At 36.3% G+C, this 16,625-nt stretch carries 13 protein-coding genes; 9 read left to right on the forward strand and 4 right to left on the reverse strand.

The genetic code is table 11. The annotated features are described in order from the left end of the window. Positions 1 to 324: 324 nt before the first annotated feature. Entirely contained in the window at positions 325 to 1,062 is a 738-nt protein-coding gene (locus PQ474_RS00330; RefSeq protein ID WP_273839505.1) for a GTP pyrophosphokinase, read from the reverse strand. A 323-nt stretch (positions 1,063 to 1,385) separates the two neighbouring features. On the opposite strand from PQ474_RS00330, the gene dctP reads away from it, so the two are divergent. Together dctP and hpf are read left to right on the forward strand one after the other, a co-directional pair. Further along, positions 1,386 to 2,435: a TRAP transporter substrate-binding protein DctP gene (gene dctP, locus PQ474_RS00335; protein ID WP_273839508.1), complete on the forward strand. Its 1,050-nt coding sequence runs from the start codon at positions 1,386 to 1,388 to the stop codon at positions 2,433 to 2,435. 216 nt (positions 2,436 to 2,651) lie between these two features. Then, on the forward strand, positions 2,652 to 3,209 hold the full coding sequence (hpf, locus tag PQ474_RS00340; RefSeq protein ID WP_273839510.1) for a ribosome hibernation-promoting factor, HPF/YfiA family: 558 nt from the start codon (positions 2,652 to 2,654) through the stop codon (positions 3,207 to 3,209). A 105-nt stretch (positions 3,210 to 3,314) separates the two neighbouring features. Here hpf and PQ474_RS00345 read toward each other — a convergent pair whose 3' ends face one another. Next, the gene (locus PQ474_RS00345) at positions 3,315 to 4,229 is read right to left on the reverse strand and encodes a CAP domain-containing protein (RefSeq protein WP_273839511.1); all 915 of its coding nucleotides are present in this window, start codon (positions 4,227 to 4,229) and stop codon (positions 3,315 to 3,317) included. Positions 4,230 to 4,408: 179 nt separating this feature from the next. Here PQ474_RS00345 and PQ474_RS00350 point away from each other — a divergent pair, with 179 nt between their 5' ends. The 7 genes from PQ474_RS00350 to PQ474_RS00380 all read left to right on the forward strand — a co-directional run bounded on the left by PQ474_RS00350 (position 4,409) and on the right by PQ474_RS00380 (position 13,131). Continuing rightward, entirely contained in the window at positions 4,409 to 5,701 is a 1,293-nt protein-coding gene (locus PQ474_RS00350; protein WP_273839513.1) for a glycosyl hydrolase family 18 protein, read from the forward strand. Between the two features lie 185 nt (positions 5,702 to 5,886). Continuing rightward, a complete protein-coding gene (bioB, locus tag PQ474_RS00355; RefSeq protein ID WP_273839515.1) occupies positions 5,887 to 6,885 on the forward strand; it encodes a biotin synthase BioB in 999 nt (332 codons plus the stop codon). Positions 6,886 to 7,277: 392 nt separating this feature from the next. Next, on the forward strand, positions 7,278 to 7,409 hold the full coding sequence (locus tag PQ474_RS00360) for a hypothetical protein (RefSeq protein ID WP_273839517.1): 132 nt from the start codon (positions 7,278 to 7,280) through the stop codon (positions 7,407 to 7,409). A gap of 147 nt (positions 7,410 to 7,556) precedes the next feature. Further along, the gene (locus tag PQ474_RS00365) at positions 7,557 to 8,525 is read left to right on the forward strand and encodes a S8 family peptidase (protein ID WP_273839519.1); all 969 of its coding nucleotides are present in this window, start codon (positions 7,557 to 7,559) and stop codon (positions 8,523 to 8,525) included. 521 nt (positions 8,526 to 9,046) lie between these two features. Next, positions 9,047 to 10,693, forward strand: coding sequence for a PTS transporter subunit IIBC (locus PQ474_RS00370; RefSeq protein ID WP_273839520.1), 1,647 nt, complete (start codon positions 9,047 to 9,049; stop codon positions 10,691 to 10,693). Between the two features lie 3 nt (positions 10,694 to 10,696). Further along, a complete protein-coding gene (locus tag PQ474_RS00375) occupies positions 10,697 to 11,488 on the forward strand; it encodes an endonuclease/exonuclease/phosphatase family protein (protein ID WP_273839522.1) in 792 nt (263 codons plus the stop codon). A gap of 158 nt (positions 11,489 to 11,646) precedes the next feature. Then, entirely contained in the window at positions 11,647 to 13,131 is a 1,485-nt protein-coding gene (locus PQ474_RS00380) for a glycoside hydrolase family 32 protein (RefSeq protein WP_273839524.1), read from the forward strand. Positions 13,132 to 13,312: 181 nt separating this feature from the next. Here PQ474_RS00380 and PQ474_RS00385 read toward each other — a convergent pair whose 3' ends face one another. Both PQ474_RS00385 and PQ474_RS00390 read right to left on the reverse strand, forming a co-directional pair. Next, complete coding sequence (locus PQ474_RS00385; protein ID WP_273839526.1) at positions 13,313 to 14,695, reverse strand: MATE family efflux transporter; 1,383 nt, start codon at positions 14,693 to 14,695, stop codon at positions 13,313 to 13,315. Positions 14,696 to 14,739: 44 nt separating this feature from the next. After that, positions 14,740 to 16,500 carry a glycoside hydrolase family 13 protein gene (locus PQ474_RS00390; RefSeq protein ID WP_273839528.1) on the reverse strand — a complete coding sequence of 587 codons (1,761 nt, stop codon included), beginning with the start codon at positions 16,498 to 16,500 and terminating at the stop codon, positions 14,740 to 14,742. Between the last annotated feature and the right edge of the window lie 125 nt (positions 16,501 to 16,625).

Genomic DNA, 16,625 nt, shown 5'->3' on the forward strand with positions numbered 1-16,625 from the left:
ATTAAGAACAGCTAGGGCTCAGGATTTCTTTTAACCTTCCATGTACTGTGATAATAAATAACATAAATAAAAAATACCGATAATGACTAAAAAACCAATAGTACCGATCCAAGTAAAATTAGGAATGTCATTATTTTTTGATTGTTTATCCATAAGATTCCTTCTTTCCTTAGTACTATTAGCTAAGTGTTATTCATTAAGTTGTGGAAATCCCAATAACAATGTTGTCATTGGGATTTCTTGTTGAAGATGGTAGGGCGCTCCTACCTCTTCAATTAAAGGTTACCCAGAAACAGCCTTTTTTATAAAGCTAGTTAGAGAAATTTATTTTTCTAAAAGGGATTCTAAAAATAACATCGGAATCGCTATTTTATCCTGACTAATCTTTAGTTGTTGAACGTCATCTTCTAACGTCTGCTCGTTTTTAATGTTGCTTACTTCTTTGTGAATCTTTTCCATTTTCCGATCAAGAGCAGCGGCAGATTCAGCAGCTTCTTTTAATTCTAACAATAATCGTTGAGGGATCTCTTTGTTGTATTTGTAGAAAATCTTGTGTTCTAAGCTAGCCCAAAAGTCCATGGCAATGGTACGGATTTGGACTTCTACATAGACATGATCTTCTCGGTCAGACATAAAAATTGGAATCTTAACTATGAGATGAAGACTTTGATAACCATTAGGCTTTGGGTTTTTAATGTAATCTTTTTCTTCAATAACTTCAATATCCTTTTGTCGTTGGATCATTGAACTCAAATTATAGATATCTGATATAAAAGGACATGTTATTCGTATTCCCGCAATGTCTTTTATATTTTCTTTAATCGTATCAAGAGCAAGAGAATAATTCTTTCTATGAACTTTGTTCAAAATACTCTCAGGAGTCTTAAGGCGAGAGGACACATGCTCAATTGGACTATAGTCATGAACATATTCGAATTCTTGTTTTAGAATATCAATCTTTGTATTGACTTCATCCAATGCAAACTTATAAGCCATCATAAATCGTGTTACTTCGTCTTTAAACTGTTTTAATTTTTTTAAATCCACTTTAGCATTGTTCATTTATTCCGCTCCAATTCAAGATTTAAGTGCAACAGTATCAATAAAGGGATAACCAATCTTTTAGATAACATATACCAAACTAGCTATGAAAAGCAATCGATAAATTGACAAAAAATACGGTTGATCGTGTAAAAGTTGAATCTGAGTACTATTTCGTAGTACATTGATTGAAACTGGTATGTTCTTCACATGATTCTTTAAAAATTAATTTTCAAAAAAAACAAACTTTTAATGTAAATTTAAAAGTTTTATTATATAATACATTAATGCTTAAACGCTTTTATGCGTTAAAGTTAAAGAAGATTCTTTTAGGGGGAAATAAGATGAGAAAAGGAAAACTCCTAGCAGTCCTTACCACACTAGTTTTCTTATTCATGCTAAGCGCTTGTGGGGGAGAAGAAAAAATAACATCGGAGATTAGTGCGGAAACGGAAGAAAATGCAGTAGGTAAAATGAGTGAGGAAGTCATTACTATTAAAGTTGGTCATATCGCACCAGATGGAGAAGCTTATGCATTAGGATTTGATGAATATGCTGCCGCGGTCGAAGAAGCGACTAATGGACAAGTTCAATTTGAGATTTTTGGTAATGGATCATTAGGTGGAGAACGAGAATTATTAGAAGGTGTTCAATTAGGAACATTAGATATGAGCCTCATTACCACTGGAGTTGTTAGCAACTTTGTGACTGATGTGACAGCTATTGAATTTCCATTCTTGTTTAGAGATTTAGATCACGCTTATAAAACACTAGATGGAGAAGTAGGACAAGAAATATTGGATAAGATGTCAGATGTGGGCTTTAAGGGTATTGCATTTTGGGAAAATGGACAACGTCATTTTGCTAATAGCAAACATCCTATTTATTCTCCAGAAGATTTAAAAGGTCTTAAGATGAGAACGATTGAGAGTGAGGTTTTGTTAGATACATACAGTGCTTTAGGGACAAACGGGACACCGATGGCTTTCCCAGAAGTGTATGGAGCTTTGCAACAAAATGTCATAGATGGCTCTGATTTTTCTTATGGAGTGATTTGGAGTACAAATGTCTATGAGCAAACGAAGTACTTTACTGAGGCAGGACTGTATTATTCTTCAGCTACTCTAGTTATTAATGAGGATCTCTTTGAGTCACTACCTGAAGATGTGAAAGAGGTAGTTGTAGACTTAGGAAGAGAATATGCACAAGTTCAACGTGAGATATCTCAAGGTTTAGAAGCAGAACAAAAACAAAATCTACTTGATAATGGTGTAGAGATTATTTCTATGGATGAAGTTGATTTAGAAGCTTTCCGTGAAAAAGTGAAACCAGTTTATGACAAACATAATGAACGTTTTGGTCATTATATTGAAAGAATTCAAAATATTAATTAACGGTAGAAAAAAGTCTCATTCGTGAGGCTTTTTTTCTACCGTTAAAATCGAAAGATTATTTTCTGAAATGTAGTTTTTTAAAAAATGAAAAAGTCACTCAGTATGTGATTTTGATCACAGAATAAATTGTAATTAATGAGTACTCTATATATAAGAACAGTGAGTATTTAATAACTGTTCGGATAAGTTTGATAAATGATTCAGGAGGAGATCTCTATGAGATTCAACATTCGCGGTGAAAATTTACAAGTTACAGAAGCAATTAGAGAATACATTATCAAAAAGGTTGAAAAACTAGACAAGTATTTTGAACAATCTATTACTACAGAAGTACAAGTGAAGTTAAAGGTATATGAGAGAAATACGAAAGTGGAAATTACTATTCCGTTAAAAACGTTGCTTCTTCGTGCAGAAGAACAGCACGAAAATATGTATGCAGCAATCGACTTGATTGTTGATAAATTAGAGCGCCAGGTTCGAAAGTATAAAACTAAAGTTAATCGTAAGCCTCGTCAAGAAAAAGCAGTAAGAAAGGACGTCACAAACGCTGTTCTTTTAATGGAGCCTGAAGTAGAGATGTCTACAGCGGAAAATATGGAGCATATCGTAAGAACGAAACGATTTAACTTGAAACCGATGGATGCTGAAGAAGCTATTTTACAAATGAATATGTTAGGTCATCAGTTTTTTGTTTATACCGATGCAGATACTTCTTTAACTAACATTGTTTATCAAAGAAATGACGGGAAATATGCTGTTATTGAAACTGAATAACGATTATCTTCTGAAGAGAAAAAGTCAGCCCCCATGGGGGGAGCTGGCTTTTTTAGGCTTGTTTTTTCGATTAAGGTCGACAAAATATTTCCTGAGCAATAGTCATTATTTACTGATAAACATCTGTGTCCAGTAATGACCATTCTGTTGGTATCCGACGCCAATATGTGTATATTCGCCATTTAGAATATTAGCGCGATGCCCTTCACTATTCATCCAGGCTTGAACAACCTCTTGTGCTGAGCGTTGCCCTTGTGCAATGTTTTCTCCAGCCGAATTATAAGATATACCAGAGTCACGGATCATATCAAACGGAGATCCATAAGTTGGGCTTGTATGTGAAAAGTAATTGTTTTGTTGCATATCATTTGATTTTTTACGGGCAACATTACTTAAAGCAGAATCTGCTTGTAAATCAGATAAGCCATTATTTCTTCTTTCAACATTTGTTAACTCAATTACTTGTGCCTCAATGTCACTTATTCCGGCTGCTTGTTCAGCTTCCGCAGGTTTTTCTTCTTCACGCGGTTGTTGTTGTTCTGGTTGTTGTTGTTCAGGAGCAGCTTGTTGCGGCGGCTGTGTTACTTCAGGTTGTTGTTGGCTAGGTGTTTCCTTTGGCGTTCCTGGTTGTTGTTGCCCTGGAGTTCCAGCTCTAAGCCTTTGTGAAATTTCTTCTGGTGTTAATTGAGTTACTCCTTCTGGTAGTAATCTAGAAATTTCTTCTGGTGAAAATTGATTCATTCCTGTAGGGAGATGATTAACGATCTCCGGTGGTAATAATCGTTCTATTTCATTTCGTGATAATTGAGCAGATTGTACAACCTCGAAATCAAATTTAGCATGTTGAACCGTAATTGGTTTGGTGTGAGGAAATTCTTCACTAGAAGTGGAAGTGTAATCACTGGATATTTGTCCTTCACCAACGTTTAATCCTTCCACGGCATTTTCATCATTGTTACAACCAACGACTAATAGTAATAATAAAGTTAAGATCGTAAACGTGAAATATTTTTTTGACATGGTTAATTCTCCTTTTTAATAACATTTTTTCTTATTATTTTTCTTTTCTCTTTAAATCATTCAAAGAATCAATTGTTATAAATAGGGAAATTAGAATTTCTCGGTTGGGCCAGGCACTCGTTTCCCTTTTATTGAATACTGTTGTAAGGATAAAAAGTCAGTATAAGGAGGACGAAATTTTGCAAATTCACGTTGTTACACAAGGGGAATCACTGTGGCGAATCGCTCAAACTTACGGAGTACCTTATCAAGGCATTATTGATGCGAACCAGCTGCCTAATCCCGACCAACTAGTAATCGGGCAAGCAATTTTGATTCCGATAGCAGGTCGATTACACTGGGTTTCTCAAGGGGAAAATGTACATCAGGTGAGTCAGAAGTATCAAGTACCGGTTCAAGACATCCTAAAATCAAATCAAATTCGATCTGTCGAAAATCTCCCAGAAGGATCAAAATTATATATCCCTAATCACCTTTACCGGCAAAAAACAACGATAGATGTTGGTGCCTATGTAGACATAGGGATTACGGGGGAAGAATCACCACAATATGTGAATCAGGTAGGAGAGTTTTTAACCTATTTACAAATATTCAGTTATGAATTAAATGAAGATGGAACGTTAAATCCAATTAATGATCAGGCCATAATTAATGCAGCCTATGCAGACCGCGTTGTTCCACTCATGGTTATAACCAATCTGGTTGAAGGGGCTTTTGATACGGAGCTCGTAACAACTGTTTTACAAAATGAGGAGTTACAAAATCGATTACTTGATGAAGCTTTAGCTATTATGGAAGAAAAAGGGTATCTTGGATTGGATTTTGATCTTGAATATTTAGGTGCAGAAAACCGAGAAGCTTACAATGAATTGATGAGAAAAGCACGAGCGAGAGTTGATGAACGAGGGTATTTTCTCTCAAGTGCTTTAGCGCCACAAGTGGAACCTGGGATGGTCGGTGTATTATATGAAGGACACGATTATGCGACTCATGGAGAAATCGCTGATTTTGTTTTTTTAATGACATACGAATGGGGTTGGACAGGTGGACCTCCAATGGCCGTAGCACCTATTAGTCAGGTAAGGCGAGTCATTGAATACGCAGCCTCAGTTATGCCCAATGACAAGATTATGATGGGAATTCCCTTATATGGTTATGATTGGACGTTGCCGTTCGTAGAAGGAGAAACAAGAGCTAGAGCGATTGACCATCAAGAAGCCATTCGTTTAGCAGTAACATATAATGCTGTAATCGAATATGATGAAAGTGCTCAATCACCCTATTTTAATTATGTAGACGATGCTGGCCTTCAGCATGAAGTATGGTTTGAGGATGCAAGAAGCATTCAAGCCAAATTCGATCTTGTTAAGGAATTTGGGTTACGTGGCTTTTATTATTGGGTATTAGGCTGGGATTTTCCTCAAAATTGGCTACTTGTTGATTCAAACTTCAATGTAAATAAACGTGTTTAATGAATGTCTTTAAGAGAGGTGGATCCTTTGGAACTCCTCTTTTTTGTTATTTAGTAACAATTAATTTGAAGTTTTTATGTAAACCTCATTGACAGTTGTGGTTTACAATTTTACTATGAATAATGTAAACCGATATTTATTTAGGGTTAACGAGTGAGTAGGTATCAATTATGGGGGGATAAAACATGAATCAATGGATGGATCTATCTGAAAAAGTTTTAAAGGGAGAAGTTTTAACGGAAATGGAGGCGCTCTCTATTTTAAATTGCCCTGACGAAGAAATTCTGTTAGTCATGCATGCGGCTTTTCAAATTCGAAAGCACTATTATGGAAAGAAAGTAAAACTAAATATGATCATGAATGCCAAGTCTGGATTGTGTCCTGAGAATTGTGGATATTGCTCTCAATCTGCTATTTCAGAGGCCCCAATCGAGTCTTATCGTTTTGTAAATAAAGAAACAATATTGGAAGGGGCAAAGCGGGCTAACGATTTAAATGTCGGAACCTATTGTATTGTCGCAAGTGGGAGAGGGCCCTCTAATAAAGAGATTGATCATGTAGTTGAAGCGGTCGAAGAAATAAAAGATACATATGGATTAAAAATTTGCGCATGTCTTGGTTTATTAAAGCCTGAACAAGCTAAACGTTTGAAAGAAGCTGGTGTTGATCGCTATAACCATAATATCAACACATCAGAGAGTAATCACACAAATATAACAACGTCTCATACATACAATGACCGAGTTAATACAGTAGAGTTAGCAAAACTTTCGGGTTTATCCCCATGTTCAGGCGTCATTATTGGAATGAAAGAAACAATGGAAGAGGTTGTGACTATGGCATTTAGTTTAAAAGTGTTAGATGCAGATTCTATTCCTGTGAACTTTTTACATGCAATTAAAGGTACTCCATTAGAAGGTGTTAATGAGTTAAATCCCCTTTACTGTTTGAAGGTTCTGGCTTTGTTCCGCTTCATTAATCCTACAAAGGAGATTAGGATTTCTGGAGGCAGAGAAGTGAATCTTCGCTCATTACAACCTTTAGGTTTATATGCAGCCAACTCCATTTTTGTCGGTGATTATTTGACGACAGCAGGCCAAGAAGAAACAGACGACCATAAGATGTTAATTGATCTTGGATTTGAAGTAGAAACTGTAGAAGAAATGAAACAAAGTTTGTCGTAGAAACAATAACGTAGAAAAAGAATGGGACATTGTTCTTTTTGTTACTGTTCGTTTTAAAGAAAAAAACTAATCCTTAATTCCCTCATTTATTCATCTTTTCTGTTAGGAACTAGGAACTAAGTAAGGGATAACGAGTTAGTTCAAAAGGATATACAGTATAATCGAACGAATATTCGCAAAATTAATGATACAAGTATAGAAGACATGGTACAATCATATTGACATATATTCCAATTTTATCCTTATGGTTACATGGTTTTGAAAAATTGCAGAGATAAATGGAGAACGAATAAGTTCATTAGTTTTCTCGTTCTTTAAGCAATCATCTATGAGAAATAGTCTTACCAGTATTTTACTGTGTAAGGCTTTTTTTAAAATAGGAGGTGATATTGGTGTTGGAGTGGCTAGAGTGGTTCCTACAACTATTAGTACTTGTTGCCACAATCTTCTCTACCATCACACTAGGCTTAAAAAATATAAAAGAACTTAGAAAAAAAAAAAAAAAGAAAAGACGATTCCCTTAAAGAACCGTCAAAAAATTGCCTACGAATAAAGTATAATACGTTTTCGCTAAATGATGCGAAAAAAAAGAAAGTTTCTGACAAATATTTTTAACCATAACCTAAAAAAGGGTGGAATATATGTCGACCATCTTATTTAGGAGGGATCACATGAGTAAAGTAAGCCTTATACCTTACACCATTCAATCTGTCGTAAAAGAGACAAAGGTCGTTCCACCTGGTATTGAGTTAATTGAAGCCCCAAGGATTTGGGAGCAAGGGTACTATGGAGATGGGGTGGTTATTGCGGTACTTGATACAGGATGTGATTCCGACCACTTTGAATTAAAAGATCGTATTTTGGACGGTTATAACTTTACCACAGATGATAACGGAGATCCTGCTATTTTTGAGGATTACAATGGGCATGGAACGCATGTGTGCGGTACGATAGCTGCTACTCAAAATGATGCTGGAGTCATTGGAGTTGCTCCAAAAGCTAACTTGCTAATCTTGAAAGTTTTAGGTGGACAAGGATTTGGAGATACAAAATGGGTAACTGAAGGGGTTCGCTTTGCAATGAATTGGAGAGGCCCCAATGGTGAAAGAGTGAGAGTGATTTCCATGTCACTTGGAGGGAAAGTAAAAGATCAATCTCTCCATCAAGCGATACAGAAAGCGATCAAAGAGGAGATCATTGTTATTTGTGCTGCTGGTAATGAAGGAGATGGAAGGGATGAAACAGATGAGTTTGCTTATCCTGGAGCTTTCCCAGAAGTGGTTCAAGTAGGGTCAGTCAATCTCCAAGGGGAAATTTCAAAGTTCAGCAACACAAATTGTCATATAGATCTCGTGGCGCCAGGTGAAGAGATTCTCTCAACCTACTTGAATAATGAATTCGCAGTGTTATCTGGGACATCGATGGCTGCTCCCCATGTTTCAGGGGCTGTCGCACTCATTATTGAGCAAAGTGAGAAGGAGTTTGAACGTCGGCTAACCGAAGCCGAAATTTGGGCTCAACTGATAAAAAGAACGATTTCTCTTAACTTCAGTCGCCGTTTTCAAGGAAATGGAATAGTGAAATTGTCGACAGGTTTGACGGAACCTTCAGAAAATAAAAAAGTATCAACAACTATTTAAGTATTGAAGAAAGGGTTGGGGCTAAACTCCAATCCTTTTTTAGATTTTAACAATTGCAAAGAAAAAGTTTGTGGAATTTAGCGCAAACGATTGCGCATTTTAAAAAACTATGATATTTTATTTTTAGAGTAAGAGGGAGATGAGAGATGGAGATATACAATGGATCAAGTCAAAATTTAGAGTTTGGGGACATCTTGATAGTCCAATCTTTAGTTCACCTAACAATGATAACGGTTACGGATATCAGGGATTAAAGATTATGAAAAATAAGCTGATATTTAGTTTAATAGCGGGAAGACATAAAAGGGATTGAATACAATCTTATTTAGTTATTATCTATCTATTTTGATTGAAACTTTAAAACTTTAACTTTAGCGTTACTGTGAAGTTGATTTAGTCTTCAGGGTGTTGTCTTAAAGCTTTACATAACTTGAGCTTTAAAATGGTACTAATTGTTTTTTTACAACGTGCAAACGTTTGCTTTGATTAATGAATACACTTACATTTAGGAGGAATAAAACATGAAAATTACCTCTTTTGATTTTTGGCAAAAGTTTGGTAAAGCATTAATAGTTGTTGTGGCTGTTATGCCAGCGGCAGGGATTATGATTTCACTCGGTAAAATGATTGGAATGTTTGAAATCGATATGGCCCTAGTCCAAACAGGAGCTGTAATTTTAGAAGAGCTCGGATGGGCTATTATTGGAAATATGCATATTTTATTTGCAGTGGCAATTGGAGGTTCATGGGCAAAAGAACGAGCTGGCGGTGCTTTTGCTGCTTTAATTGCTTTTATTTTAATTAACCGTGTTACAGGTGCAATTTTTGGAGTCAATAATGGTATGTTAAACGATTCTGAAGCATCGACCACTTCATTGTTTGGCAGTGAATTGAACGTTCAAGACTATTTTACAGGAGTTCTTGGGGCTCCGGCTTTAAATATGGGTGTATTTATTGGTATTATTTCAGGCTTCTTAGGAGCTACCCTTTTTAATAAATACTATAATTACAGTAAATTGCCTCAAGCTTTAGCCTTCTTTAATGGAAAGCGCTTTGTTCCTTTTGTCGTTATTTTATGGTCAGTCGTTACTGCGATCGTATTATCTTTAATTTGGCCTATTATACAAGGAAACTTAAATGAATTTGGACGTTGGGTTGCAACGTCTAGAGAAACAGCTCCGTTTCTTGCACCATTTATCTTTGGTGCAGTAGAACGACTATTGCTTCCTTTTGGTTTGCACCATATGTTAACCATTCCAATGAACTTTACGCCTCTAGGTGGTACATATACTATTCTTACTGGAACAAATGCCGGACAAATTGTTGCTGGTCAAGATCCATTATGGTTTGCTTGGATCTCTGATTTAAATAACTTAAGAGTAGCAGGTGATATGGCTGGGTACAGTCAAGTACTAGGTGAGGTGACTCCTGCGCGTTTTAAAGTTGGTCAAATGATTCTTTCTTCTGCAGCTTTAATTGGGATTGCATTGGCTATGTATCGTAATGTGGATAAAGACAAACGTACAAAATATAAGTCAATGTTTTTCTCTGCTGGATTAGCCGTATTTCTAACAGGAGTAACAGAGCCAATAGAATTTATGTTTATGTTTGTAGCCCCTGTTCTTTATGTGGCTTATGCAGTTATGACTGGATTTGCTTTTGCGATTGTTGATCTAGTTGATATTCGAGTTCACTCAATGGGGATTCTTGAGCTTATAACTAGAACACCAATGATTATTAGAGCAGGTTTATGGTTGGATATTGTTTATTTTATAATAGCTTGCTTAATATTCTTCGTCTTAAACTTTACGGTTGCTAATTTTATGATTAAGAAATTTAAATTTGCTACACCTGGTCGTTTAGGGAACTATATTGAAGAAGAAACAAGTTCTCAGGCTGACAGCAAATCAGCTAAGAACTCAAATGACGATTCATTAGCAACGACTATTATTGGGTTATTAGGTGGTCAAGAAAATATTGAAGATGTTGATGCGTGTATGACTCGTCTTCGTGTAACAATTAAGGACATAGACGCTGTTGCATCAGAGCAAGAATGGAAGAGAAATGGTGCACTTGGTTTGATATTAAAAGATAAGGGTGTTCAAGCGATCTATGGGCCAAAGGCAGATGTATTAAAATCAGATATTCAAGATCGTTTAGGAGCGTAATCGATGAAACTACTAACTTTAAATTGTCACGCTTGGCAGGAAACGAACCAATTAGACAAAATCAAAAGTTTAGCGGAAACTATAAAAGATAATGACTATGATGTGATTGCTCTTCAAGAAGTAAGTCAGTCCATTATGGAAAAAACGGTTATTGGCAATATGAAAAAAGATAATTACCTCGTTATATTGTTGAAGGAATTGAAAGAACTTGGTGTGGAAGATTATAACTATTTCTGGGATTTTGCTCATATTGGATTTGATGTTTATGAAGAAGGGCTTGCTATTTTAACGAAATGTAAAATTGAAAAAAAACATGCATTCTCCATTACTCAATCGACGGATCCGGAAAGTTGGAAAACGAGAAAAATTGTTGGGATAACGATTGAATATAAAAATAAACCGATCTCTTTCTATTCATGTCATCTCGGTTGGTGGGGAGATGAAGACGAACCATATGACAAGCAGGTAGACACGTTATACTCGTATGTTCAAGAAAATGAGAAGTTTTTCTTAATGGGTGATTTTAATAATGATGCCTCTGTCAAAGAAGAAGGTTATGATTATTTACTGAGCAAAGGATTTTACGATACGTATCATTTAGCCGTTGAAAAAGACATAGGAACTACGGTTGAAGGAAAGATCACCGGTTGGGACGAGAACAAAGAAGATCTTCGGATTGATTATATCTTCACTAATTCAACGATACTAGTGAAGAAATCAAACGTCATATTTAATGGAGAAAATCAACCCGTTATCTCTGATCATTTTGGCTTGGAAGTAGATCTCGCTTTGTAATATGGTGATCAAAAGACATGTGGGGAACTAAATCGGAACAAAAATTCAGAGGAAACTGCCATGCTCATAGCTAAGAGGATGATTAAAAAGGGAAAAACACCTTCTAGTCATCCTCTTTAAGCTAAATTAAAGACCAAAACTTCTAGGGAGGAAAGTATATGATCACTCATCAAACTGAGCTTGAAAAAGCCAATATTGAAATCAATAAATTAAAAGAACGTGTAAGTCAGCACCAGTGGAATCTTCATTATCATGTAATGCCACAGGCTAATTGGATGAATGATCCGAATGGATTTTCTTTTTATAAAGGTGAGTATCACTTGTTTTACCAACATCATCCTTTTAATTCGAAATGGGGTCCGATGTACTGGGGCCATGTAAAAAGTAAAGATCTTGTTCATTGGGAACACTTACCTATTGCTTTGGCACCTAGTGAAGACTACGACAAAGATGGCTGTTTTTCCGGTAGCGCGATTGAAAAAGATGGAAAATTGTATTTAATGTACACAGGGAATGTTTGGATTGACGGTAAATTAGATGAAGACTTAAAACAAGTTCAAGCTTTAGCTGTGAGTGATGATGGAATTCACTTTGAGAAATTAAAAGAAAATCCAGTGATTTCAGTACCTCCAAAAGGAGACGTCAATACGTTTCATTTCCGTGACCCAAAAATTTGGAAGCATAACGACCATTACTATTGTGTGTTAGGTTCGAAAACAAAAGCGAACAAAGGGCAAGTATTATTGTACCGTTCAGAAAATCTAATTAATTGGGATTTCATCTCTGTTATGGCAAAAGGGGAAGGGAATTTTGGATTTATGTGGGAGTGTCCTGACCTCTTCGAACTTGATGGCAATGAAGTATTAGTTATGTCACCTCAAGGGATGAATCCAGAAGCGAATAACTATCATAATCTTCATCAGGCTGGTTATGTGGTTGGACAGTTAGATTATCAAACAGGAGAATTAAAGCATGAATCATTCCACCTGCTTGATAATGGCTTTGATTTTTACGCGCCCCAAACCATGCTGGATGATAAAGGAAGACGTATTTTAATAGCATGGATGGATATGTGGGAAAATGATATGCCTACACAAGAGTTTAATTACGCTGGTGCAATGACCATTCCAAGAGTTGTTACATTGCAGGATGGTCAGTTATTTACAAACCCGGCTCCGGAGTTAATGAAGCTTCGCGGGGAAGAGGTTCAGTACAAAGGTGAAATCGTTGAAACTGATAAGAGATTAGATGGCATTCAAGGTGATTGCATTGAACTAAAGATTGTAATCGAATTTCAAGATGCAATTGAATTCGGCTTGAAGCTGAGAGTAGATGAGGCTACTGGTCAAGAAACGGTATTACGTTTTGATCGACAAGGGGGAACTGTTTCTCTTGATAGAAACCAGTCAGGGAACGGTCCTAGTGGTGTACGAACAACTGAAGTGGATATGACCAAGGGAAAAGTTCATCTGCACGTGTTTATCGATAAGTCATCGGTCGAAGTGTTCATTAACGAAGGTGAAAAAGTAATGACGGCACGAATTTATCCGTCTGAACAGGCAAAAGAAATCTTGTTTTTTACCGATATATCAATGAAAATAGAGAGTTTAAGTAAGTGGGATTTGAAACGAGCGATAAAGTAGATAAAATGTAGTTGAATAGCATTATTTTACATGAAAATGAAGGAAAGAGGACTACATCATGATGATATAGTCCTCTTTTTGTTAATATTAATGCATGGAGGCGCTTACCTAAAGAGAGGAAACAGAGGTTCGGATTTGGTACTAAATTTAATCACGATGAAGTTATATTAGCGAAAAAAGTTCAGGCATGCTGTTTCTTCTCTTTTTCTTTTACAAAGGACATACTTTGCCATTTACGACTCCGCCAACGCCATAGCATTATAAGACCACGGAGCCACTCGTCAAGAATAAAGGCAATCCAAATCCCTACTAAACCTAAGCCGAAATAGATACCAAGAGTGTATGAGACTGTAACCGCAACACCCCACATCGAGAGTATACCCAAATAAACGGGGAATCGTACATCCCCTGCTGCTCGTAAACAATTAATTACAACAAGGTTAAAGGCTCGCCCTGGTTCTAATACAATGGTAAGCAATAATAATAGACTTCCTGTAGCGATAATCTCTTGATTAGATGTAAAAATCGAAAATAATAAATTGCTAAACAGGTAGAAGATTATACCCATTGCCAAAGAGACTGTTATCGCTATTTTTAAACTTCTAATACAGCGACTGTAAGCTTCTTCTAACTTTTTCGCCCCAACTTGGTGTCCAACTAATATTTGTGTGCCTTGTCCGATTGCTACGGAAAATAGGAGTACGAGCATCATAATATTTTGAGCATACACTTTTGTCGTTAAAGCCTCGGTCCCAATAGAGGCAATAAAGTAAGTCATTACCAGTTGGGACGTGGTATAAGAAAGGTGTTCACCTGCTGTTGGAATTCCAATTTTCAGTAGAGACTTCACTTCATATTTAGGAAATGTTCGTAAAAAAGAGAAATGTAAATTTCCATCTAATCGCTTATAAAGAAGATAAAGAAGGACAATAACGCCTATCGAGCGACTTATAATTGTTGCGATTGCAACACCGGTTACTCCTAAAGTAGGAAACCCAAATGCTCCAAAAATAAATAAGTAATTACCAACAATATTAAAAATATTCATGCCGATCGTGACATACATCGCATCTTTTGTGAATCCGTGGCTACGGATCACGGCACCGATTGTCATAATTAGCGCTTGAATAAAGGAAAATCCACCGACAACTTGTAAATAAATAACCGCATCAGCCATGAGTTCAGGAGGCAAATTCATCATTCGCAAAAGCGGTTCACTGAAAATAAGAAGGATGATACTTAATAAAAGTCCAATTGCAATGTTGGCAAAAATAGACACAATAGCAAATCGGATGGCTTTCTCTTCATCTTCTGCACCTAAATATTGGGCAACAAGAATACTCGTACCTGTAGCGATAAAACCAAACATAACAATAATGACCATTAATAGTTGGTTAGAAACGCCAACAGCTGCTACGGCATCATCGGAATATTGACTTAACATCAGTGTATCTGCATTTCCCATAATCATATGAAGCATGATCTCAATAAAAATGGGCCAAGTAATGGCAAAAAGCGTTAATTTTTGCTTTGATTGTTTCTCTGTATTATGTATAACGCTCATCCCCTTATGACTACTAAAACTCCTCTAGTTAGGAGTCTTTTACATTAATTTAAAAGCTTAACGATACAAAAACCATAAGCTTTCATGCGGATTGTATGAGCTAACGACTTTTTTTCATCATTCCATAAATTGACGACTTGTTTCTGTTGATAAGCTATAGGAACGTTTACATCTTTATTGATGTCATTGTTATTTATAAAAATCAGTATTTCATTATCATCATCCTTTTTACGATAAATGATGGTGTTTTCTTCATTTGATGCTTCTAAAAAGGCGAAATTTTTATCGGAGCGCAGTAATTTCTGTTGATTACGCAATGATATAAGCTTCTGGGTGAAAGAGAACATCTCTAAGTCTTGTTCTTCTTTGTTCCAAATCATACACTTTCTACAACCGGGATCTTGGTCTCCAGTCATCGAAATTTCATCTCCGTAATATATACAGGGTGTTCCGGCCATTGTAAATTGAACAAGCATTTGCAATTGTACTTTTTCTTTATTATTCTGACTTATTGTTAAGATACGTGGGGTATCATGACTTCCTAGTAAGTTAAACTGAACGTTGTTAACCGTCTCAGGATAAAGATTCCTTATTGATGTTAGCGTATTGGCAAACTGAGAAGTACTTAAGGTTGCTTTAGCAAAGTATTCCGTGATTGCTGTTGTTAATGGGTAATTCATCACGGCATCAAATTGATCCCCTTGTAACCATGGCATAGAGTCGTGCCAGATCTCCCCTAGAATATAAGCATCGGATTTCACTTTTTTAACGGCTCTGCGAAACTCTCTCCAAAACGCGTGGTCAACTTCATTTGCAACGTCTAAACGCCAGCCATCAATATCAAACTCCTCAATCCAATAACGCGCTACATTTAATAGGTATTTTTTCACTTCTTCATTTTCAGTATTTAATTTAGGCATGGAAGGTACATATGCAAAAGTATCATAATTACCTGGCTCTTCGGGTTTTATCGGAAATTGATGTAAGTGGAACCAGTCTTTATAGCGAGACTTTTCTCCTTTCTCTAACACATCCTGAAACGGTCGCCAGTAAAATCCGCTATGATTAAATACTGCATCTAACATAACGCGAATGCCTTTTTTATGACATTCTTTTACGAGCTTCTTAAATGTTGTTTTATCGCCAAATTGCGGGTCAATTTCCATATAGTCAATCGTATCGTATTTATGGTTTGAATGCGCTTTAAAAATGGGAGTGAAATATAAACCGTTTATGCCGAGTTGCTCTAGGTAATCTAAGTGATCGATTACGCCCTGAAAATCTCCACCAAAATAGTTTGTCGGTGTTGGGGCAGTACTTCCCCAAGGGAGTGTTCCATTTGGGTTAATGGTCGAATCTCCATTAGCGAAACGCTCAGGGAAAATTTGATACCAGGTTGTATGATTGACCCATACTGGAGGAGTAAAAACGTCTATTCTATTTAAAAATGGAAAGCAGAAATAGAATCCGGATTCTTTTGGCTGTTCTTGATAAAACCCCTTTTCGGTAAAATAGAGAGTCTCTTTTTCATCTCTAAGCAAAAATCCGTACCGTAGCCGCCTGTGACTAGGTGTAATAGAAACGAGCCAATAATCGTGTAATCCATCGCTTCCGTTAAAAATCATATCTTTTTGTGTGGAAATCCAGCACTTTTCTTCCTGATTATAATCATAAGGATCTCCAAAAATGATGGTTACTTTATCAACGTCATTCATTTTCGTTTTAAGTCTTAGGTGAATGGTCCTTTCATCTATAGCGTAAGCAAATTCATTTTTCGGTCGATGATATATGGCTTCTTTTATCATTATAAGGGGCTCCTTTTTGGGTAATAGTATGGGCGAAATTTAACCAGCAGTGTTGTATCTAGTTTATCGATGTCGTAAACCAAGATACTAACTTTTCAAAATATTGTCAAGCGTTTGCGCAGTAG

The organism is Halalkalibacter alkalisediminis (genome assembly GCF_028610705.1).
In the GTDB taxonomy this organism is placed as follows: Bacteria; Bacillota; Bacilli; order Bacillales; family Bacillaceae_D; genus Halalkalibacter; species Halalkalibacter alkalisediminis.